Source organism: Asticcacaulis sp. P2_C5, assembly GCF_056404555.1.
Genome location: NZ_JBFUDU010000017.1, coordinates 102,449 through 123,193 on the forward strand (window position 1 = coordinate 102,449; position 20,745 = coordinate 123,193).

General features: G+C 61.3%; 18 protein-coding genes and 1 tRNA gene. 9 read left to right on the top strand and 10 right to left on the bottom strand.

All coding sequences use genetic code 11. From position 1 onward, the window contains the following. The first annotated feature begins 68 nt into the window (after positions 1–68). Positions 69–1,817: a TadE/TadG family type IV pilus assembly protein gene (locus tag AC1DXO_RS23640; RefSeq protein ID WP_476980668.1), complete on the top strand. Its 1,749-nt coding sequence runs from the start codon at positions 69–71 to the stop codon at positions 1,815–1,817. Between the two features lie 704 nt (positions 1,818–2,521). Here the strand turns inward: AC1DXO_RS23640 and AC1DXO_RS23645 are convergent. Together AC1DXO_RS23645 and AC1DXO_RS23650 are read right to left on the bottom strand one after the other, a co-directional pair. Further along, entirely contained in the window at positions 2,522–3,556 is a 1,035-nt protein-coding gene (locus AC1DXO_RS23645; RefSeq protein WP_476980669.1) for an SAM-dependent methyltransferase, read from the bottom strand. Then, complete coding sequence (locus AC1DXO_RS23650) at positions 3,553–4,338, bottom strand: DUF1295 domain-containing protein (RefSeq protein WP_476980670.1); 786 nt, start codon at positions 4,336–4,338, stop codon at positions 3,553–3,555. The genes AC1DXO_RS23645 and AC1DXO_RS23650 overlap by 4 nt, the downstream gene beginning before the upstream one ends. Before the next feature lie 133 nt (positions 4,339–4,471). Here AC1DXO_RS23650 and AC1DXO_RS23655 point away from each other — a divergent pair, with 133 nt between their 5' ends. Then, positions 4,472–4,849 carry a DUF2147 domain-containing protein gene (locus AC1DXO_RS23655; protein WP_476980671.1) on the top strand — a complete coding sequence of 126 codons (378 nt, stop codon included), beginning with the start codon at positions 4,472–4,474 and terminating at the stop codon, positions 4,847–4,849. Here AC1DXO_RS23655 and AC1DXO_RS23660 read toward each other — a convergent pair. After that, positions 4,846–6,009 (bottom strand): MFS transporter, encoded by a 1,164-nt coding sequence (locus AC1DXO_RS23660; protein WP_476980672.1) that lies wholly within the window; start codon positions 6,007–6,009, stop codon positions 4,846–4,848. The two genes, AC1DXO_RS23655 and AC1DXO_RS23660, sit on opposite strands and share 4 nt — an antisense overlap. Positions 6,010–6,170: 161 nt before the next feature. Here AC1DXO_RS23660 and AC1DXO_RS23665 point away from each other — a divergent pair, with 161 nt between their 5' ends. Then, the gene (locus AC1DXO_RS23665; protein WP_476980673.1) at positions 6,171–7,670 is read left to right on the top strand and encodes an ATPase domain-containing protein; all 1,500 of its coding nucleotides are present in this window, start codon (positions 6,171–6,173) and stop codon (positions 7,668–7,670) included. Further along, positions 7,667–9,283, top strand: coding sequence for an ATP-binding protein (locus tag AC1DXO_RS23670; protein WP_476980674.1), 1,617 nt, complete (start codon positions 7,667–7,669; stop codon positions 9,281–9,283). The genes AC1DXO_RS23665 and AC1DXO_RS23670 overlap by 4 nt, the downstream gene beginning before the upstream one ends. 537 nt (positions 9,284–9,820) lie before the next feature. Here AC1DXO_RS23670 and AC1DXO_RS23675 read toward each other — a convergent pair. Continuing rightward, positions 9,821–11,326 carry an alpha/beta hydrolase family protein gene (locus tag AC1DXO_RS23675; RefSeq protein WP_476980675.1) on the bottom strand — a complete coding sequence of 502 codons (1,506 nt, stop codon included), beginning with the start codon at positions 11,324–11,326 and terminating at the stop codon, positions 9,821–9,823. Between the two features lie 227 nt (positions 11,327–11,553). Here AC1DXO_RS23675 and AC1DXO_RS23680 point away from each other — a divergent pair, with 227 nt between their 5' ends. After that, positions 11,554–13,326 (top strand): vWA domain-containing protein, encoded by a 1,773-nt coding sequence (locus AC1DXO_RS23680; protein ID WP_476980676.1) that lies wholly within the window; start codon positions 11,554–11,556, stop codon positions 13,324–13,326. A gap of 60 nt (positions 13,327–13,386) precedes the next feature. On the opposite strand, the gene AC1DXO_RS23685 is transcribed toward AC1DXO_RS23680, so the two are convergent. Continuing rightward, entirely contained in the window at positions 13,387–14,313 is a 927-nt protein-coding gene (locus tag AC1DXO_RS23685) for a glycine zipper 2TM domain-containing protein (RefSeq protein ID WP_476980677.1), read from the bottom strand. A gap of 283 nt (positions 14,314–14,596) precedes the next feature. Here AC1DXO_RS23685 and AC1DXO_RS23690 point away from each other — a divergent pair, with 283 nt between their 5' ends. Then, positions 14,597–14,827: a hypothetical protein gene (locus AC1DXO_RS23690; protein ID WP_476980678.1), complete on the top strand. Its 231-nt coding sequence runs from the start codon at positions 14,597–14,599 to the stop codon at positions 14,825–14,827. Here AC1DXO_RS23690 and dctA read toward each other — a convergent pair. Then, complete coding sequence (gene dctA / locus AC1DXO_RS23695) at positions 14,758–16,089, bottom strand: C4-dicarboxylate transporter DctA (RefSeq protein WP_476980679.1); 1,332 nt, start codon at positions 16,087–16,089, stop codon at positions 14,758–14,760. The two genes, AC1DXO_RS23690 and dctA, sit on opposite strands and share 70 nt — an antisense overlap. A 134-nt stretch (positions 16,090–16,223) precedes the next feature. Between dctA and AC1DXO_RS23700 the strand changes: the two genes are divergently transcribed. Together AC1DXO_RS23700 and AC1DXO_RS23705 are read left to right on the top strand one after the other, a co-directional pair. Continuing rightward, complete coding sequence (locus AC1DXO_RS23700; protein ID WP_476980680.1) at positions 16,224–16,706, top strand: hypothetical protein; 483 nt, start codon at positions 16,224–16,226, stop codon at positions 16,704–16,706. After that, positions 16,703–17,524: an NAD(P)H-hydrate dehydratase gene (locus tag AC1DXO_RS23705; protein WP_476980681.1), complete on the top strand. Its 822-nt coding sequence runs from the start codon at positions 16,703–16,705 to the stop codon at positions 17,522–17,524. The genes AC1DXO_RS23700 and AC1DXO_RS23705 overlap by 4 nt, the downstream gene beginning before the upstream one ends. On the opposite strand, the gene AC1DXO_RS23710 is transcribed toward AC1DXO_RS23705, so the two are convergent. From AC1DXO_RS23710 to msrA, 3 genes are all read right to left on the bottom strand, one after another. Beyond that, a complete protein-coding gene (locus AC1DXO_RS23710; RefSeq protein WP_476980682.1) occupies positions 17,481–17,900 on the bottom strand; it encodes a hypothetical protein in 420 nt (139 codons plus the stop codon). The two genes, AC1DXO_RS23705 and AC1DXO_RS23710, sit on opposite strands and share 44 nt — an antisense overlap. Before the next feature lie 496 nt (positions 17,901–18,396). Continuing rightward, entirely contained in the window at positions 18,397–19,464 is a 1,068-nt protein-coding gene (locus AC1DXO_RS23715) for a DUF3667 domain-containing protein (protein WP_476980683.1), read from the bottom strand. Between the two features lie 74 nt (positions 19,465–19,538). Continuing rightward, positions 19,539–20,177 (bottom strand): peptide-methionine (S)-S-oxide reductase MsrA, encoded by a 639-nt coding sequence (msrA, locus tag AC1DXO_RS23720; RefSeq protein ID WP_476980684.1) that lies wholly within the window; start codon positions 20,175–20,177, stop codon positions 19,539–19,541. Between the two features lie 149 nt (positions 20,178–20,326). Between msrA and AC1DXO_RS23725 the strand changes: the two genes are divergently transcribed. Next, positions 20,327–20,416: transfer RNA gene (locus AC1DXO_RS23725), tRNA-Ser, on the top strand. 121 nt (positions 20,417–20,537) lie between these two features. Here AC1DXO_RS23725 and AC1DXO_RS23730 read toward each other — a convergent pair. Further along, positions 20,538–20,723, bottom strand: a complete 186-nt coding sequence (locus AC1DXO_RS23730) for a hypothetical protein (protein WP_476980685.1) — start codon at positions 20,721–20,723, stop codon at positions 20,538–20,540. Between the last annotated feature and the right edge of the window lie 22 nt (positions 20,724–20,745).

The window sequence follows — 20,745 nt, forward strand, 5'->3', positions numbered from 1 at the left end:
AAACATGCCGCAACGCATCATTTCGGGACGATTGTGTGCTTCATTTTACTCCATCGGGTCGGTCGATCATGTTCCGTGCGTTCAAGTCCCGCTTCGCCGCCAACCAGTCCGGCGGCGCCCTCGTGGTCTTCGCGTTGTCGACGACCATCATCTGCCTGGCAGTCGGAGTCGCCATCGATATGTCGCGCGTCATGGCCGCCCGCCGCGCCATCCAGGACTCGGCGGACGCTGCCGTTCTACGCGCCGTCGGCCTGCCGTCCAATACGGTGTTCAGCGCCCGGACCGCTCAGGCCGATTCTGCCTTTGCCAAGGATCTCTCCGCCCCGGAAGCCACGATCGTCACCAAGAAGCTGAGCGATCTGTCGACCGGCAGCACGGTCAATCTCAAATATACCGTCACCGCCCGGGTCGACGGCTTCTTTTCGAAACTGATCGGCAAGAGCTATTACGACCTGACGGTCACCGCCGAAAGCCTGTCGCGCCTGCAGAAGTCCGAGATCGCCTTCGTCCTCGATTCGACGGGTTCGATGACGATCGATAACCGCATAGGCAATCTGAAGTCGGCGGTCGACAGCGTCCTGGCCAGCATGGTCGATTCCTCCGGCAAGAACATCAGCGGCACCCAGGTCGCCATCGTCCCATTCAATACCCAGGTCCGCCTGGGCGCCGCCTCGACCTATAGCTATGTCGATTACGGCACCGAAAACGTCTCAGAATCGTGCTCGGGCCTGAATGGCACGGTCTGTACCGTGGCCTGGGACGTGCTGGACAAGATCTGTGTCAGCGCCTCGAACATGGCGACCTGCCGCACCAACAGCCGTGGCTGGTACACGACCTCGACTGCGAGCAATGGCGATATCTATTACGGCGTCACCTACAAGGCGTGGGAGTCGGCCAGCGGCGGCTACAAGACCTACGCCTATACCGAAACCTATTACACCCACAACTCGACCACCACGACCGCGCCCTATTACTATACCGACGAAACCGGCACCCACTACAATGCCGGCGGCACATCGACCTCGACCTCGACCAACTATTACAGCCAGGCCGCGACCGCGCCTGTGGTCTACAGCAATCTCAATACCTTCAACACAGCGCCCGCCGGCGGCACGGCTATCGCTACGGGCGCCCTGACCTGGACCGTCGGCAATGGTAACGGCTTTGGCGCCGCCACGGCCACCAACACGACGACCAAGAGCAACGGCGTTACGCGCATCTATACCTATCCCGCCGCCGCCGACACCAAGGCGAAATGGCTGGGCTGCGTCATCGACCGCACCCAGCCCTATGACACAACAGCCGACGCGCCCAATCCTTCGGTCCTCGCCACCCTCTATCCGGCACGCGCCTGCTCCACCACAAACCTGAAACCGGTCCAGGGGCTCAGCACCGACATCAAGTCGGCCCGCGCCTTTGTCCAGACCCTGACCCCCGGCGGCAATACCAACATCACCATCGGCGTGCAGTGGGGCATGGAAGTCCTGTCGCCGACCCAGCCCTTCACCGGCGGGGTCGCTTTCAAGGACGACGTGACGCATAAATACATGATCGTGGTCACCGACGGCACCAATACGGCCAACCGCACCACCACCAATGCCGCAACGATCGATGCCCGCACCGCCATCGCCTGCGACAATGCCAAGAAGCTCGGCATCACGGTATTTGTCGTCAAGGTCGTCGAGGGCAATTCGAACATGCTCAAGAAATGCGCCTCGGACCCGGCCTATTTCTACGACCTGACCAGCGCCAGCCAGATCAACACGGCCCTGACCTCAGCTTTCGAAAGCATCAAGAAGACCCGCCTGACGAAGTAAGGCATCGAATAATACCGGAAATGTTATAGTTCCTGTACTTCATTGCGGCCGAGGCACATCTCGTTGACACCCTATAAAGTGCAGTCCTCCACCGCTTGCGGCTAGGGTATGCACAGATCTGCTTGGTTTGAGTGACTGAACTACTGAAGGCCCCCACCACCACCCTTCGCCAAAGCTGCGCTACGCTTCGCAATGTCTCGGGCGGTCCCCCGCCCCGCTCACGGGGCGGTATAAGTATTTGTTTTTCTTATACTCCACCGCCACGCGGGGGAGGTGGCGCGGCGCTCGCGCGTCTTCGGCGCGTAAGCCGTGACGGTGGGGGCCTTAGCTACTGCGTAAACATGGCTCCGGATTTTAGCGTCGAAGCCCTGACATCTCACACCAAAATCTTACTGAGTTTACTTGCCTTTTTGAGATGTGCGAATCGCCTAGCCGCTTGCGGGGGACGTGCCGCCGAAGGCGGCGGAGGGGGCAATTTCTGACCTTTAATACAGCGTGACTATTGCCGGCAAGAACATCATTCTCAGTCAACAAAATGTGGTCGAGGATGGTCCCAAAATAGCGCCCCCTCCGCCGCCTTCGGCGGCACCTCCCCCGTCACGCCCTGCGGGCTACGGTGGAGGACTGGCTTCATTTGATGGGCGTCAATACCCGACGAGAAGTGCAAGCACCTGAATTTAGCGGCGGGCAGCTCTTGCTCCCGGCTAAACTGGCTTCAGCAGATAGTGCCCGATCGGCCATTCGCTGCCGCCGTCATGACCGAACAACCCGGCCGTCGCCAGGAAAAACAACCGCCAGCGCCGGCGCCACAGGCCTGCGTCCCTGCCGTAGACAGATCGCAGGATCGGGTCGATGCGATCGATATTGTCGTCGAAATTGTCGAGCCAATCCATGGCGGTGCGGCGGTAATGCGTCCCCGACCAGCGCCATTCGTTCTCGACGGCGAACAGGTCGGAAAAGCGGTGGGCCAGGTCGGCGGCCGGCATGATACCGCCGGTAAAGAAATACTTGCCGATCCAATCCGCTGGGTCGTCATGGTGAAAGCGGTAGGACCGGCTCCTATGGGTAAAGACGTGAATGAACAGACGTCCGTCGGCCACGAGCCAGCCCCGTGCCCGTTCCAGCAGGGCACGCCAGTTCGACATGTGCTCGAACATCTCGACACTGACGATGCGGTCGAACCTTTGGGCCGTGGCAAAGTCGTTCATGTCGGCCGTTATGACGGTCAGGTTGCGTAAGTTCCGACGCGCCGCCACGCCTTCGATATAGGCGCGCTGGGACTGCGAATTGGATACCGAGGTGATCCTGGCATTGGGATAGGCTTGCGCCATATAAAGCGACAGCGAACCCCAGCCGCAGCCCAGTTCGAGAATGTCCTGGCCGTCCAGCAGTCCGGCGTGGGCACAGGTCTCGCGCAGTGCGTGGATTTCAGCCTCATCCAGGGTCGTGGTCTCGTCCGGATACAGGCAGCACGAATATTTGCGCTGTGCCCCGAGGACCAGGCCAAAAAAGGCTTGCGGCAGTTCATAATGCTGGGCGTTGGCGGCATCGCTATGGGCGGCCACCGGATAGTCGCCCATGGCCGCGACAAAGGCGTCCTCGTCCTGGCGAACATGGGCGTGTTCTCGCTCCAGACGCCGCTTGGTCCGCTCGACGAGCCACGAAATGCCCGCCAGGGTGACGCCATCGGGCAAGGGGGCGCGCTCAGCGGCGCCGATCGTACTGGCAATCAAATTCATGTCTTTTCCTTATGTGGAAGACCGGGAAAGAAGGCGTTAGTTCGTGCCTGGTAAGTGCGAAAAAGGTCACCGCGCGAAGCCAGCATATGGGCCTCCAGCGGTGGGATACCTGAGGCAAAAACGAGCAGATAGTACATCAGGGCCGGCGCCCCGATCGCCAGCCAGCCCCACGGCTGGACGATGGCGATCACCGCCCAGGCCACCCAGCCAAGCCACTCGAAAAAGTAGTTGGGATGGCGAGAATATTTCCACAGGCCGATATCACAAACCGCCCCCTTGTGGGCCTTGCCGAACGCGCGCAGTTGCCCGTCGGCAATCGTCTCACCGGCAATGGCGATAAGCAGCAGGACGATACCGCAGATATCGAAAAGACCAGGAAACGGCAGTGGATTGATCGCCGCCAGTCGCACGGCCAGCACCAGGACAAACGCCGCAGCGGCCTGAGCCTGCAGGAAGATAAACAGGTTGAGCGATGCCCTGGTGCCCCACTCCTGCATCAGCCTGGCGTATCGGGGATCGTCCTCAGCCCCATGGGTGCGCGACGCGATATGCAGGGCCAGGCGCAAGGCCCAGACAGCCACCAGGATGGAGACCACGATACGCCGTTGATAGATCGCACCGTCATCGGGCAGCAAGGTCGCCGCAACCCCGCCAATACCAACCGCGCACGACCAGATGGCGTCGATCCACCCGCTCGATCCGGTCATTCGCTGCACACCCCAGGCGAGGGTCATGATCAGGCTTAAGCCGACGGCGATACTGATCAGCGAAACGAAATCCATGGCAATCTTCCAAATAATGCCACTGTTACGCCCCGCTCTTCCGCCCGGTTCACCCGGTTTTTAAATTTTGCTCCAGGTCATCCATCCGGCTTTTCAACACGTATGCGCTACAGGTCCGGGTTTGGAGACAGCGATGAAGACACTGATTTTGATGGTCGCCGCCCTCAGCTTGATGGCCGGCGCTGCGACAGCGCAAACCCCATCCCCGCAAGGCACTTGGTCACGCGGTGACGGCAAGGCAAGGGTGCAGATTGCGCCCTGCGGCAACGATCTGTGCGCCATCAATACCTGGATACGCGAAGGCGTGCGCGATGAAAAGGTCGGTGACAAGCTGGTCATGACCGTGGCGCCGTCCAACGCCGGCCAATGGCTCGGCAAGGCGTTCGATCCGCAGCGCAACCTGCACTACAAGCTGACCATCGACGTCGCCGACAGGACCATGACGACCAGTGGCTGCGTGTTGGGCGGCCTGATCTGCAAGAAGATGGCGTGGACGCGCCTCGACGGTTAGGTTTTGCGCAATACCGGCAAGATGGCCACCAGCGCAATCAAAATCATCGGAACCAGGGCCACCATAACCGTGCCGGCGCTCTGGCCAGCGACCAGCAATACCCCGGCGAACAACGGGCCAACCACCGAACCCAGGCGGCCGACTCCGACCGCAAAGCCGACGCCCGTGCCGCGGACCTGTACCGGATAACGTTCTGCCGCCAGACCGTAGAGCAGGAACAGCCCGCCGGTAACGCAGAAGCCGGCAAACCCTGCCGCAACCACGGCCAGGGTCAGATCATGCGGTACCAGTCCCAGCCACGCCATGCCTGCCGCCATACCCAGCCAGGTCAGGATATAGACGACCCTCCGGCCTTTGCGACGATCCAGCAGACCGAGACCCACGCCACCCGCAGCACCACCCAGCGTAAAGGCCAGGGCTGCGCCGATTGCTTCCGGGCGCGTAAAACCCTTGCCGACGAGCAAGGACGGCAGCCAGTTCAGCATCAGATGCAACACAAGCACCGTAAAGAAGAAGCCGACCCACAGCAGCAGGCTGGTGATCAGCCGCCCCTCCCCAGCCAGGGCCTGGCGAATATTCGCTTTGTCTTCACGACGAAACACCGGTGATTCCGCCAGTGCGAACAGCATGACGATCGCCAGACCTATCGGCGCAAATCCGCCGATCCAGAAAACGATCCGCCAGTCCATGGCCGGCGCCAGTACCATCAGAACGGCCGCAACCGCCCCGCCGAGCGGCATGCCGGCCGACAACAAGGTGACCCTGCGCGCCGCCGTTTCCGGCGCCGAGGCCTCCGCCGTCAGGGCTATGAAATTGGGAAAGGCCCCGCCCAGCCCAAGTCCGGTAAGGAAGCGCATGGCGATGAACAGGCCGCCGTCATAGCTCAGCGCCGTGGCAAGGCTGAACACGCCGAACACGGCCAGGGAACCGATCAGCACACGCCGCCGCCCGATGCGATCGGCCAGCCGTCCTCCGATAATGGCCCCCAGGAACAAACCGAAGGTATTGGCGCTGAATACCCAGCTCAGCACACCTGGATCGAAATGGAAGACGGCGCTAAATCGCGGGGCGGTCACGCCGGCAGATTGCAGGTCAAAGCCTTCGACCATCGCCGCCACGAAACACAACAGGACGTTCATTCCCCGGACGGATCTGGTCATGTTGCGCTCCCTTTTGGGGCTCCCTTTTGTAGAAACATTATCCATTACTCGCCAAAAAGCCAGCGGCCTTCATATCGCAATTTTATATCCACTTTTTCATATTTGCCTGTGTGGTGGGCGGCCCAGTCATTGCGCCTGACCGATATCTATACAGGCTTTGCATGACCAATCGCGACAGCGCTTTATTCATTAAGACCGGCATTCACCATCTCGACACCGTCCTGGGGGGTGGTTTACGCCCTAACCGCGTTTATCTGCTCCACGGTACGCCCGGTTCCGGCAAGACAACCCTGTCCCTGCAATTTCTGCTGGAAGGCGTGCGCAAGGGCGAAAAGTGCCTTTACATCACACTGTCGGAAACCGCCGAGGAACTGACATCGGTGGCCGCATCGCACGACCTCTCGCTCGACGGCATCCATATCTTCGAACTGATTGCCGAAGAACGAGACCTGGAACCCGACAGCCAATACACCATGTTCCAGCCGTCCGAAATGGAGTTGAACGTCACGACCCGGGCTATCCTGGACGAGGTCGACCGTTACAAACCCAGCCGGGTCATCATCGACTCCCTGTCGGAGATCAAGCTTCTGGCCCAGAACGCCTTGCGTTTCCGCCGCCAGGTCCTGGCGCTGAAGCAGTTCTTCGCCGGCCGCGACTGCACGGTCTTCTTCCTCGACGACAAGACGACGACCGGCGAGGAGGACCTGCAGCTCGAAAGCATCGCCCATGGCGTCATCAGCCTGGAGCAGCTGTCGCCGGAATACGGTTCCGAGCGCCGCCGCCTGCGTATCACCAAGCTGCGGGGCCAGAAATACCGCGGCGGCTATCACGACTTCAACATTACCCGGGGCGGTCTGCAGGTTTTTCCACGTATCATTGCCGGCGAGCACCTCTCCGAGCGTCCGATCACCGAGACCAAGAGCGGCCTGCCCGCCATGGATGCGTTGCTGGGTGGCGGCCTGGACAGCGGGACCAGCACACTCCTGTTGGGGCCGGCGGGTGTCGGCAAGTCGACCCTGGCCATCCAGTACGCCTGTGAAGCTGCGAGCAAGGGCCACCGCAGCATCTTCTTCTCCTTCGATGAACGCCTCGATACCATGCTGAAACGCGCTGATGGCCTGGGTCTGCCGCTACGCGCCCATGTGGCGTCCGGCCTGATCGAAATCCGCAGCATCGATCCGGCCGAACTATCGCCCGGAGAGTTCGGTCACGCCGTCCGGCTGGCGGCGAACGACGGTGACCGTGGCGCAGTCAAGATCGTCGTTATCGACAGTCTTAACGGCTATCTCAACGCAATGCCGGAAGAACGCTTCCTGACGGCGCAACTGCATGAATTGCTCACCTATCTCGGTCATCTCGGCGTTGTGACCTTCCTGGTGGTTGCGCAGCATGGTTTGCTGGGCCAGGCCATGACGACCGTCATCGACACCAGCTACCTCGCCGACAATGTCATTCTGTTCCGTTACTTCGAAAATAGCGGCGAGGTCCGGCAACTGATCTCGGTCCTCAAAAAGCGCAGTGGTCAACACGAACGGGCTATTCGTGAATTCTCGATGAGCAGCCAGGGCATCCATATCGGCCAACCGTTGAAAGATTTCCAGGGCGTCCTGACCGGCACACCGTTCAAGGTGCCCACAGGCGAAGCGGCATTCGCAACGTGAGCACCACACACCCCAGCGAAGCGCGTGTCCTGCTCCTTCCGCCAACGGCGCGCGACGGCGACATGACCTGCAAACTGTTGCACGACGCAGGCGTTGTGTGCATCGTCTGCCCGAATATAGAGGCGATTTGCGCGGAGCTGGAACGCGGTGCTGCTGTGCTGATCCTGACGCAGGAACACGTGCTGGCCGACCGCGACGGCTGCCTTCGCCGCACCCTGTATGACCAGCCGGCATGGTCCGACGTGCCGGTCATATTGCTGACAGCACCCGGCCCCGATACGGTGGAAATGCTCAATCGCATTGGCGCTGTCGGTCACATGACGCTCATCAAGCGTCCCGTCCAGTTGAACAACTTCCTCAGCACCGTACGTACAGCCCTGCGCGACCGCGAACGCCAGTACGGAATCCGCGATTACCTCAATGAGCGCACGCAGCAGGCTGAAGCGCTTCGGGTTGCCGTCGACAAGGCCAATGCCGCCAATGTCGCCAAGAGCGAATTCCTGGCCAATATGAGCCACGAAATACGCACGCCGATGAACGCCATTATCGGCCTGTCGCATATCCTGGCACGCAGCCAGCCCCTGACGGCCAACCAGACGAAATATATCGCCACCTTGCTGACCAGCGGCGAAAGCATGATGATGCTGATCAACGACCTGCTCGATATCGCCCGCATCGAAGCCAGCGGCATCGAAATCGAGGCCATTCCGTTCCAGCTTGATACGATCATCGCCGAAGTTGCCGGCATGATGTCGGTCAAGGCTACGGAAAAACGCCTGTCCCTGACCGTCTCGGCCAACGCCCTGACCGGCCGCTGGTTCCGTGGCGATCCCAACCGCCTGCGCCAGATCCTGACCAACCTGGTCAGCAATGCCATCAAGTTCACGCACAGCGGCGGGGTCCGTATCAGCGCGACCCTGAAGCCAAGCGTGGGTGCGCTGCGCCAGGTCGAGATCGCCGTCACCGACACCGGCGTCGGTATTCCAGCCGACCAACTGAGCCGCATCTTCAACAAGTTCACCCAGGCCGACAATACGATCAGCCGCAAGTTCGGCGGCACCGGCCTTGGCCTGGCAATCAGCAAGAGCCTGGCGGAACTGATGGGCGGCGCCCTGAGCGTGACCAGCGAGGAAACCAAGGGATCGTGTTTCCGCATCTCTGTACCGCTGGCCGAAATGTCGATCCAGCCGGCCACCGGCGAAATCGCTGAAGACAGCGTAGCCCCACACGATGCGCCCTACGGCCGCGTTCTGCTGGCCGAGGATTACCAACCCAATGTTCTGGTGGCCAAGACCTTTGTCGAAATGTTCGGCTATGCAGTCGATGTCGCCGACAATGGCGCCGCCGCCGTGCGCATGCACCAGTCGACGCCGTACAGGCTGATCCTGATGGACGTCCAGATGCCGGAGATGGACGGGCTGAGCGCCACCCGGATAATACGCGAACACGAACGCGCGCAGGGCGGGACGCCGGTGCCCATTATCGGCATGACCGCTCATGCGCTGGACAGTGCGCGCGACCGCTGCCTGGCCGTGGGCATGAACGACTATATCTCAAAGCCGTTCACGCCCGCCGAACTGGAAAAGAAGATCGCGCAGCTCGTCACTGCCTGATCCTGCTATTTTTTCTGCACCACGTCTTCAACGGGCCGACAGCGAAGGCCAACCTGGCGACAAGTTTTCATAAGACACCCGTTATGCGAAACATGGGTTGGTTTTGAAACTTCACGGGGCGACGAGCACAAATCTGCAATCCTGGGCATAGATCAAGACTGGACTCCTCGCGCGTGGCTATCGGCTTCGCGCATCACTAAACAACCGCTTCAAAACATGGCCTGAGGGCGGTTTCTCCCCCTCCTCCCTGTCGAGCGAAGCGATGATGGGGAGGTGGCGGCGTAGCCGCCGGAGGGGTCATGTTACCAACCCATTAGCCTCTCAGGCGTTTGGAGACGGCCCGACGGTCGCGTCATATGATTGCAGCCATGTTTGAAACGCCGGTGAGGCCTGTCCCGTCGATAAACCCCTCCGCCGCCTACGGCGGCACCTCCCCATCCTTCGCACAGGGAGGAGGGCGAAAGCCGTTCCCGGCAGATCAAACATGACGAGACAAGCGAAATAAAAACCGCCAACTATATATTATTGAACTGGATACTACGGCAAGCTTGACGTCCGTCCCATCTGTCCGTCGGCCCATTTGAGGAAATGGACCATGTTCGGCGCGTCGGTATGACCGCCGTCGTGCTGGCGCCAGGCCAGTTGCCCGCCCAGCAGGCCGGTATTTACAGGCGGCATCTTCGCCGTCTTATAGTCGTTACCCACACCCAGATCCTTTGCGCCCAGCAGCTTCCAGGCGGCGCCGGCGGCGACAGTCGCCATATAACTACCCTGCTGGTCCAGCCATTTGGCGTCACCGGCTTCGGGCACGCCATACGAGATGAAGGTCAGGCGCGGGGCGCACAGCGCGATGAGCTCATGGGAATCGACCGGCAGGTCGTTGGCGTTTTTCGGCCCGCCATATTTCAGGAAATTGCCGGCCATCCAGTGATATCCGCCCGAACCTGTCAGGTTCTCGACCGCCTCGCCGAAATTGCGGCGATGCGGTTTGGCGCCGCCCTCACCCGACGATCCGACCAGGACCAAGGCAAAACGCTGGTCGAAGGCTATGGTGACCAGAGCCGCCTTGCCCCAGCGCGACACGCCTTCGATCCCGACATGTTTCGCATCGACCTCAGGCCGGGTCTCGAGATAATCCAGCACGCGTGACGCTCCCCAGCCCCAGGCACGCAATGCGCCCCAGTCGTCGGGCTTGCGCGGCTGGCCCTTGTTGGTCAGGCCGATAATGCCGCGCGTCAGGCCGGCGCCATTGTCGGCCTGGATCGACGCCGTATCCAGCATGACCACGCCCCAGCCGTCGTTGACTAAGGTCTGGATACGCTCTTCCGGACCGGCGCCGGGTGGCGGCGGGAACGGAGTCGCCCGCGCGATCTCATAGGCCGGATAACGGTTAAAGACATCGGCCAGGGCCGGGTCGCGATCGATCAGTTCGGCCCTGATCGCTGCATTGATCTTCGCCAGCTCATCGCCACCCGGCTGCATCGGCGCCGGAAACTTCGCCGGTCCAAACATGATCAGCAGGGGGACGGGGCCCTTCACGTCCTGGGGCAGGATCAACATGGCGCGAATATCGACGGCGATCTGCGGCGCGGCGCTATTATCGGCATGACCGATCAGTTGCGTGGCGGTGACGCGCTTGAAGCCGACATATTCTGTTTCCGACACACCTGTCGTCCAGGTGACGCCCGGCACATTGGCGGGAATGCGTCCCACGACCTCGTGTTCGAAGGCGGCGACGATCTGCGGCCGGCGCGCCTGCCACCACTGTTCGGAAGTGGACACCGGCTTGCCATTGTCCAGCGTCACAATGTCGGGCCAGTCGGGATAGGGATTGGCCAGGGCTTCATCATAATTGGCGTGGTTGGGCGCCTTATCATCACCGCTGAACCCAGGACGCAGGGTCTTGATGCCCAGCTGGTCCATCATGTTCTGATGGTCCTGCTCGGCCGTGAAGGTGACCGGCTCTTGCGCCGCGCAAGGCGTTGCCAGGACTGGGACCAGCAAGACAAAGGCCGCGATCAGCGGGTGCAAATTGCGGGTCATGATGTCCTCCGGTCAGCCTGATTTTTATACCGCAATGTTCCACAAAATGGGTCTGACGCAAAGTCATATTTGGTCAGACTAACCAATTAAGGCGTGCGTCTTTTTCCGGACATGATCGCCACAATCGCGGTCTTATTTTGCGCGCAATACGGGCACAGCTTTTAAGGCGCGGCGTTCGTGAGGTCACGGACGAAAGGCCCGGGCGGACGGGCCACAGGGAGGTTATTATGCGCGGACTTTTGTTCAGCGGCGCAGCAGCCATGGTGCTGAGCGCCAGCGTACCCGTACAGCTTACAGTGGCTTCGGCCAAAACCCTGCCGGCGGAAGTGTCGCCGGTGCACTGCAATCAGGTCGACGATGAGTCGGACCAGCTCAGAATCATGAACAACCGCGCTCCCAAAGTCGCGCCGCCTGCCTTAGCCATGGCGTCGCCCCCGCTGCAACCTTCAGCGCCGCCACCGCCACCACCACCTCCTCCTCCACCATCGCCGCATTCAATGCCGGCGCCGGTAGCGAGTGCCGACTTGTCGGGCGGCTTTATCGCACCTTCGGCGCAATACAGCGCCAACCGCAGCCGCGCGGAGGTCTTCGCCGAGCAACCCAATACCGAAAAATATGCCGGCGAAGCTGTATCCAACGTGATGCGCGTTGCCGAGTCACCCGTTTCGACCTTTGCCGTCGATGTCGATACCGGCGCCTATGCCAATGTCCGTCGAATGCTGACCTCAGGCCAGACGCCGCCGGCGGCTGCCGTGCGGACCGAGGAGATGCTCAACTATTTCCGCTACGACTATCCCCTGCCCCAGGATCGATCGAAGCCGTTCTCGATCACCACAGACGTTTCCCAGACACCGTGGAACGCGCAATCACGTCTGCTCCGCGTCGGCCTGCGGGCCTATGACGTGCCGCGCAGTGAACGTCCTGCGGCCAATCTCGTCTTCCTGGTCGATGTCTCGGGCTCGATGAACCAGCAGGACAAGCTGCCCCTGGTCAAGACCGCCCTGTCGATGCTGGCCGACAATCTGCGCCCCGACGACAAGGTGTCGATCGTCGTCTATGCCGGGGCGGCCGGCATGGTCCTGTCACCGACCCACGACGCCCGCTATGTCAAGCAGGCCCTGACCTGCCTTAGTGCCGGCGGATCGACGGCTGGCGGCCAAGGCATCGCCCTGGCCTATGCGACGGCCAAGGCCAACTTTATCGAAGGCGGCGTCAATCGCGTCATCCTGGCGACAGACGGTGATTTCAATGTCGGCATCTCGGCGACCGATGACCTGGAAGCTCTGGTCAAGCAGAACCGCGACTCCGGCGTGACCCTGACAACACTGGGTTTCGGCGAAGGCAACTATAATGAGGCCGCCATGGAGCATATGGCCGATGTCGGCAACGGCAACTACGCCTATATCGACAGCGCCCTGGAGGCGCGCAAGGTGCTGGACGACGAACTGCAGGCCACCCTTTTCACGGTCGCCAAGGACGTCAAGATCCAGGTCGAGTTCAACCCGGCCCAGGTCGCGCAATATCGCCTTATCGGCTATGAAAACCGCGCCCTGGCGGAACAGGACTTCAACAATGACAAGGTCGATGCCGGCGATATCGGCGCTGGCCACCAGGTGACGGCCATCTACGAGATCGTTCCGACCGGCGTCCAGGGCTGGCTGCCCGACCGTCATTTCGAGGCCAATAACAGCAGCACGACCAACACTGGCGACCAACTTGTGTGGTTGAAACTGCGTTACAAGCTGCCGGGCGAGGACACGTCGCGGCTGATCGAGCAGGCCATACCGTCCAGCGCGGTGGCCAATGCCAAGCCTGTCCGCGGCGACATGGCCTTCGCGACGGCGGTGGCGGCCTATGGCCAGATCTTGCGCGGCGACAGCTATCTCGGCACCTATTCGATGGCCGACGTGCGCAAGCTGGCCGGAAACCAGGACGATTACCGCCGGCAGGAGTTCATCCAGTTGACGGGCCTGGCGGAACACGCCGTGGTCAGGCGTTGATGCTGAGCAGCTAGTTGTTAAAGGAGAGGCGCCTTCCGCTACCGGAAGGCGCCTGTAATTTTAGTAGCCGCTGCCGTGATGCATGCCACCGTGGCCCCGATGATGACCGCCGCCACGATAGGTGCCGCCGGTGGAATAGCCGTCCTGATAATAGCCGCTGCCGTAACCGGACGAAGACGACGACGACGACGAATAGGTCGTCGAGCTATAGACCGAGCCCGTATAGGGCTGCTGGGTATAGCCATAGCTATATTGGGTATAGGGCACCGCCGTCGAATAGGACTGGCTCGAATAGTAGACCGGCGAGCTATAGCTCTGGCTGCTATAGGTCGGTTGCGCGGTCACATAGCCGCAGGTGCACGGATCATAACGGGCGACCGGAGCCGGCTGGGCATAGCCGTCGTCGTAATAGCCATCGTCAGAGCTGTATTGGGTATAGGGCTGGCTATAGTAGCCGTCGTCCTTGTAGGTCTGGGTTTGATACGGTTGGCTGTAATAACCGTCATTGGCGTAGGTCTGCTGGCTGTAATAGGGCTGGCTGCTGTAGCCGCCCTGATAATAGCCGCCCTGGACCGGCTGTGTGTAGTAGCCATCATCGCCATAGGTTTGATAGCCGGAATTGGGCTGGCTGTAATAGCGGCCATCCTGCGACGCATAACCATTGTCGTACTGAACCGGACGATTATCATAATAGGCATCGTTATAGCCGCGATTATATTGCCGGTCGTAGCTGCCGCCGACCTTGGAGCCGACCACGCCACCGATCACCGCACCGGCAACCGTGCCCAGGCCGCGCTCGTTCTTCGACACCTGACTACCCAGCAACCCGCCGGCGACAGCGCCGACAACGGCGCCGGTATTCCGGCCCTTATGCGAGTCGCGATAATAGCCATCGTCATAGGTCTGGGCGTGGACCAGGGCGGGCAGTCCAAGACCCAGTACGAGCGCCACGGCCACACCGGCTTTAATGGGGGATTTCAGCGACATAACAGCCTCTCCACAGCAAGATTGAGATCATATTAACCATAAGCCGTGCGCCGCCTCGCGTAAAAATACAATATGACGCGCCTGACACGCGAAATAGTGCCGGCCTTATGGCGGGTTGATAAATCTGCTGCCTGATCGGCACGGCGTGCGAACTTTTTTGTCGACATAATTCAGCTCAAGCGCCGCATGGCTCGCCGCATCAGCGGCGACGGGCGGTCGCCCTTGCCGAGTTGCCAAAGCAACTCGGAAATGTCGCGTCCTTATCTCAATTCAGGAGATGTCCATGCGTGCTGCCGTCATGAAGCTTGCCCCCGCCCTTGTCGCCATCGCCGCTGTCGCGACGGTCGCCGCCTGTTCGAAGACCGGCGAAGAACACGTCACCGCCACCGGCGACGAACTATCGGCGGAGTTCTCCGCCCAGGCCGTTTCGACCTCGGCTGAGAGTTACGAGTCGCCCCTGCCCTCGGTCAACCTGCCGACCGTCGACGCCACCTCGGGTACGACCTCGTCCTGACGGCCGCTGAGACCGGCTTTCAGCCTGTCCTTGTCCAGTTCACCCTCCCAGCGTGATATGACCACGCAGGCGACACCGTTGCCGACAAAGTTGGTCAGGGCGCGGCATTCGCTCATGAACTTGTCGATACCCAGGACGATGGCCATGCCCGGCACCAGGGCCTGGTTATGAACGACGGCCAGGGTGGCGCCGAGCGTGATGAATCCCGCCCCCGTCACACCTGAGGCACCCTTCGAGGTCAGCATGGCCACGCCCAACAGGGTCAGTTGCTGCATCAGGGTCAGATCGATCCCCATGGCCTGGGCGATAAACAGCGACGCCAGGGTCATATAGATATTGGTGCCATCGAGATTGAAGCTGTAGCCCGTCGGCACGACCAGCCCGACCACCGGCTTGGAACAACCGATCGCCTCCATCTTGCGCATCAGGTTGGGCAGGGCGCTTTCCGATGAGGAGGTGCCGAGCACGATCAGCAGTTCGTCCTTGAGATAGGCGACAAAGCGGAAGATCGAGAACCCTGTCAGCCAGGCTATGATACCCAGCACGCCGAAGACGAACAGGGCCGCCGTGGCGTAAAAGGTGCCGATCAGGAATAGCAGCGACCCCAGGGCCGAGGCGCCATACTTGCCGAGCGTAAAGGCCATGGCGGCACCCGCTCCGACCGGCGCCAGTTTCATGACCATGGTGATGATGTCGAAAACGACCTTAGCGCCTTCGTCGATCAGGTTGCGCAGGCCCTGGACCGGTGGACCAATGCGTTGCAAGGCAAAGCCGGTCAGGACGGCGACCAGCAGGACCTGAAGGATATTGCCCTCGGCAAAGCCGCTGACGAAGGTGGCCGGAATGATATGCAGCAGGAATTCGCTTAAGCTTTGATGCGTTTCGGGCGCTATATATTTGGCGATGGCAGCGGCATTGCCCGTGGCGTGCATGCCGGCGCCGGGCTTCACCACATTGGCGACGATCAGGCCCAGGATCAGGGCAAAGGTCGAGACGACTTCGAAATAGAGGATCGATTTCAGGCCTACGCGACCGACCTGCTTGGCTTCATTGACCTGGCCTATCCCTGAGACCACCGTGCAGAAGATAAGCACGGCGATGGTCATCTTGATCAGGTTGACGAAGCCGTCGCCGATCGCCTTCATCCACGGCTGGGAGGCGACCTGCGGCCAGATCAGCCCTATGAAGGCGCCGATGACGACGCCGATCAGGACCTGGACATAGAGGTGCCGCCAGAAGGGTTTTTTAGCCGTTGTCGTCATGGTTTGCCCCTGCTTGGCCCTGATTTGCCGGCAGCCTACAGGGCTTGGCGGTGCCTCACAATGGGGATTCATGATGGTCTTGTCGTGGGCATCGATCAGGTGGACATGGTCTCGCGGCCGTCTATAGTCGCCCGATGAGCAACCATCGAGTCCTGACTGCCGCGGAGATCGCCGGCCTGCCGCCTGGCCTGGTCGCGGCGATCGATGTGGCCGAAGTCGAACTGGTGGATGCCCATCATCCCTTGTCGCGCCTGTCGCAGGCGCTGCGTGGCTATGCGGTGATCCTGGTCCGCGGTCGCCGGGTCTTCTGGCCGGGCCTGCCCGTCGACCTCAGCAACAACCCGCTGCTCATGTCGGTGCTGGGCCACGAACTGGTCCATATCTGGCAGTACCGAACCGGCATGAACCTGCTGATCTATATCCTGCGCGATGTCATCGCCCGTATGGGCCGCTATGCCTACCGCATCGTTCCCGGCAAACCCTATCGCGCCTATGGCTACGAACAACAGGCGGCTATGGTCGAGGACTGGATGCGACTGCGCGCCGGCCATGGTCCGCGCCACGGTCCGGCCGGGCTTGACACAGCGACGCTGGAAGCGATTGTGCCCTTCCTATGACGAGCGACAATTCCCCCGACCTGTGGCTAAGCGCCCTGCCCCGCCCGGCGGCTGATGGCAGCAAGTACGACCGTGGCCACGCCGTCATCCTGGGCGGACCGATGGCCGCGACGGGGGCGGCCCGGCTGGCGGCGCGTGCAGCTTTACGCATCGGCGCCGGCCTGGTCAGCATCGCCTGCGATCCGTCTAGCTTGATGGTCTATGCGACGGCTCTGCAAGCCGTCATGACCAAGGTCGTTCGTGATGTCGGCGCCTTTGCCGATCTGGTCGCCGATCGGCGCGTCACGGCGGTGTTGATCGGGCCGGCCGCCGGGGTCAATGACCGGACCAGAGCGTTGGTCCTGGCCGCGCTGGCCGCCGACAAGAGTTGCGTGCTCGATGCCGACGCCCTGACCGTGTTCCAGGACGCGCCGGCTACGCTGTTCGCGGCGATCGCCTCGCCTGTCCTGCTAACGCCACATGCCGGTGAATATGCCCGTTTATTCGGCGCGGTCACCGACCGCGAAGCCGATGCCTTGCACGCAGCCAGGCTTTCCGGGGCCGTGGTTTTGCTGAAGGGCAAGGACACCGTCGTCGCCGCACCCGACGGACGCGTCGTCGTCAATCGCGATGCGCCGCCATGGCTGGCTACAGCCGGGTCGGGCGACGTTCTGGCGGGACTGGCCAGCGGCCTTGTCGCCCAGGGCATGCCGGTCTTCGAAGCGGCCTGTGCCGCGACGTGGATTCACGCCCAGTGTGCCCGCGTGTTCGGGCCGGGCCTGATCGCCGAAGACCTCAGTGAGCAGGTGCCGCCGGTTCTGGGTGATCTTCTGCCATAGGCGCATGTTTGCCATGAACGACGATCAGGAAGGCCGCCGCCAAGACGCTTTCCAGCCCGATGGCGAAGAATATGCCCCGACCGACGTGGCCGGTGCCGTGCTCATACAGCGCCAGTCCGATCAGCGACAGGCAGGCAGCGATGATGCCGTTTGCCACCGCCTGGCGCGCTAGCTGTGAGCGCGTGCTGCGCAGCGTCATCAGGATCACGGCCAGCGCCACGAACAGGCAGGCCATGCGCCGCGCCACAAACCCGCCGTCATAATTATAGCTGAGGCTCCAGTGGGTCAGGATCCAGGCCGGCTCGGCGAACCAGGCAGCGGCCAGGCCGAGGCACAGAAGCGATGTCATCGTCGCGAGTGTTTTGAACTTAACCATGTCCTGTATACGGCGCCTTGGCCGGACCGGTTCACCCGACAGGCGAATTATACAAACATTAGCAGCCTTGAACTCCTTAGACCAGTCCTCCACCGCCTGCGGCTAGGGTATGCACATATCTGCTTGGTTTGAGTGACTGAACTACTGAAGGCCCCCACCACCACCCTTCGCCAAAGCTGCGCTACGCTTCGCAATGTCTCGGGCGGTCCCCCGCCCCGCTCACTGGGCGGTATAAGTATTTGTTTTTCTTATACTCCACCGCCACGCGGGGGAGCGGGGCGCCCCGTGGCGTGGCGCGGCGCTCGCGCGTCTTCGGCGCGTAAGCCGTGACGGTGGGGGGCCTTAGCTACTGCGTAAACATGGCTCCGGATTTTAGCGTCGAAGCCCTGACATCTCACACCAAAATCTTACTGAGTTTACTTGCCTTTTTGAGATGTGTGAATCGCCTAGCCGCCTGCGGGGGAGGTGCCGCTGAAAAGCGGCGGAGGGGGCGCTCTTATCCCGCCGTCAGGCTGATAAAGCCCACGGCCAGGATCAGCACGCCAAAGGCAATCCCCGTCATGGCCCACAAGATGATCGACTTCAGCGCCGCGCCCAGGATGGAGGACTGATAGGCGCCACGCAGGGTGAAGAAGAAGGTGGCCAGGGTCCACAGCGCCAGGACAACCTTGCCCCACGGCATCATGATCGTATCCGGCAGCAGGAAGCCGATGGCCGTCGACAGGAAGACGAAGGACAGCAGGTTCATGCTGACCAACAGATGATCATAGAGGAAGAAGCGCCGTTTGCGTTTGCGGCCACTGTACAGCGCGCCCAGCGACAGGCCGACGATCGGCAGGGCCAGCAAGGCCAGGCGATGTCCCCAGGTGAACATGGCATGGAAGAAGCCCTCCCGATTGGTCAGCGCCCTGGTAAGGTCCGCCTTGAGCCATGCCGGCTGAATGTCCGCTTTCTGGACGACGTCCGCCAGATATTTGGCGTCGGCTTCCGACAAGGTGAATATCTGGAGATTGCGGGTCACATTGCGCTCGACCGTGCCATCCGGCTTGCGTTCGGTGGTCACGATCAGGCTGGGTGACACGTGGGTCATCAGCCTGATGCCGGGTTTGTCCGGTACCGGAGCCTTATCTATCGCCGCCTGCATATCCTCCAGATGGGCAGCGTGCGGCGCATGATGGCGCATCTCTTCGGTCTTGTGCTCGGCCACCAGCATGAAGACCAGCAGGCTGACCAGGAAGATGCGCAAGGGCGGCACGTGACGCGCCATGCGGCCGTCGATCATGTCGCGGGCCAGCCTGCCAGGCGCGAAGAACAGCGGCGGCAGGGTCTGCCAGATGCGACCGTCGAGATGGAACAGGCCTTCGAAGGCTTCGGCGATCAGGTGGAAGATATTGCGATGGTGGGTATCGGCGTCCTGGCCGCAGGCGTGGCAATAGCGGCCGGCCAGCTCGGTTTCACAATTCAGACACGCCTGGCCGGGTTGCAGCACAAAGGGATGCGGCTTGGTGCGCTTGAACCAGCCGCCCAACCCATCCAGCGAAAAAAGCTCGAGTTCCTTGCTCATGCTGCCCCGGCACCAAAAGACCCGCCGTCAGGTTGTGACGGCGGGCCCGATTTGTAAAGTAGAATTAACAGCAACTATATGGCGCAGACGGCGCCCGTGCCCTTCAGGCCGCAATAGCCGTCCGGGTTCTTGGCGAGATAGCCCTGGTGGTAGCCTTCGGCGAAATAGAAGGGATGACCGGTGTCCGGCGCGAAGATTTCGCTGGTGATGGCGCCCTTGCCGATAGCCGACAACGACCTCTGATATTCGGCCTTGCTGGCAGTGGCTGCCGCGTATTGCTCAGGCGTGGTGGTAAAGATGCCCGAGCGGTACTGCGTGCCGATATCATTGCCCTGGCGATGCCCCTGGGTCGGGTCATGGCTTTCCCAGAACAGCTTCAGCAATTGCGCGAAGCTGATCTTCACCGGATCGTAGACGACCAGGACGCCTTCGGTATGACCGGTCTGGCCGGTGCAGACCTCCTTATAGGTCGGGTTGGGCGTATAGCCGCCGATATAGCCGGCGGCCGTGACAAAGACGCCGTCTTGCTGCCAGAACTTGCGCTCGACGCCCCAGAAACAGCCCATGGCGAAAACGACCTGCTCCGTACCGGCCGGATAGGGCCCCTTTAACGGCGTCCCCAGCACAAAATGGGTGGCTTCGGTGGGGATGGCGTCGCTGCGTCCCGGTAAGGCCTGGTTGGGCGGGATCATCTGGGTTTTGAGACCGAACATGTTGGGTTTCCCTTTCGTTGCCGCCGTTATACGCGTCGGAAAGCTATATAGTTACAAAAAAAGCTTGGATAAGGGGGTTGCTCAATCGTCCGACATAGTTATAAAGACCGCCTTCCTGCGAATGGCTTTGAGCCGGTTGCATGATTTGCGGACAGGTGGCGGAGTGGTCGATCGCGCACGCTTGGAAAGCGTGTGTACGTGAAAGCGTACCGAGGGTTCGAATCCCTCCCTGTCCGCCAGATATTTTCATCAAGCATATGAATATATTGATATAATTAAGTAATCGGCTTCTCGCTACTCACACTTCTACTCACACTTTTTGATGCGGTACAGTGCGGCACGGAGCGGCACGGGATGCCCCTACAGCAAGCTTTCCTGCACCGGACCCGTATCACCTTCCGGCGTCACATCCTCATCCTGCTTGCCGCCGATCCGTCCAACGCGTAGCGCGCCGTCCGGCAACGGCCGTTGGAGTTTCTTCGCTGCCGCCCAGAGCGCCGTCAACCAGATGCGGATCTCATCAGGCGACGTCAATATGACCGGCATGGCCTTGGGATGGACGGCGCCG

Bases quoted from the DNA above. Each gene is read 5' to 3' on its own strand.
- AC1DXO_RS23640 (WP_476980668.1), top strand. From the start codon at position 69: ATGTTCCGTGCGTTCAAGTCCCGCTTCGCCGCCAACCAGTCCGGCGGC.
- AC1DXO_RS23645 (WP_476980669.1), bottom strand. From the start codon at position 3,556: ATGAATTTGATTGCCAGTACGATCGGCGCCGCTGAGCGCGCCCCCTTG.
- AC1DXO_RS23650 (WP_476980670.1), bottom strand. From the start codon at position 4,338: ATGGATTTCGTTTCGCTGATCAGTATCGCCGTCGGCTTAAGCCTGATC.
- AC1DXO_RS23655 (WP_476980671.1), top strand. From the start codon at position 4,472: ATGAAGACACTGATTTTGATGGTCGCCGCCCTCAGCTTGATGGCCGGC.
- AC1DXO_RS23660 (WP_476980672.1), bottom strand. From the start codon at position 6,009: ATGACCAGATCCGTCCGGGGAATGAACGTCCTGTTGTGTTTCGTGGCG.
- AC1DXO_RS23665 (WP_476980673.1), top strand. From the start codon at position 6,171: ATGACCAATCGCGACAGCGCTTTATTCATTAAGACCGGCATTCACCAT.
- AC1DXO_RS23675 (WP_476980675.1), bottom strand. From the start codon at position 11,326: ATGACCCGCAATTTGCACCCGCTGATCGCGGCCTTTGTCTTGCTGGTC.
- AC1DXO_RS23680 (WP_476980676.1), top strand. From the start codon at position 11,554: ATGCGCGGACTTTTGTTCAGCGGCGCAGCAGCCATGGTGCTGAGCGCC.
- AC1DXO_RS23685 (WP_476980677.1), bottom strand. From the start codon at position 14,313: ATGTCGCTGAAATCCCCCATTAAAGCCGGTGTGGCCGTGGCGCTCGTA.
- AC1DXO_RS23690 (WP_476980678.1), top strand. From the start codon at position 14,597: ATGCGTGCTGCCGTCATGAAGCTTGCCCCCGCCCTTGTCGCCATCGCC.
- dctA (WP_476980679.1), bottom strand. From the start codon at position 16,089: ATGACGACAACGGCTAAAAAACCCTTCTGGCGGCACCTCTATGTCCAG.
- AC1DXO_RS23700 (WP_476980680.1), top strand. From the start codon at position 16,224: ATGAGCAACCATCGAGTCCTGACTGCCGCGGAGATCGCCGGCCTGCCG.
- AC1DXO_RS23705 (WP_476980681.1), top strand. From the start codon at position 16,703: ATGACGAGCGACAATTCCCCCGACCTGTGGCTAAGCGCCCTGCCCCGC.
- AC1DXO_RS23710 (WP_476980682.1), bottom strand. From the start codon at position 17,900: ATGGTTAAGTTCAAAACACTCGCGACGATGACATCGCTTCTGTGCCTC.
- AC1DXO_RS23715 (WP_476980683.1), bottom strand. From the start codon at position 19,464: ATGAGCAAGGAACTCGAGCTTTTTTCGCTGGATGGGTTGGGCGGCTGG.
- msrA (WP_476980684.1), bottom strand. From the start codon at position 20,177: ATGTTCGGTCTCAAAACCCAGATGATCCCGCCCAACCAGGCCTTACCG.
- AC1DXO_RS23730 (WP_476980685.1), bottom strand. From the start codon at position 20,723: ATGCCGGTCATATTGACGTCGCCTGATGAGATCCGCATCTGGTTGACG.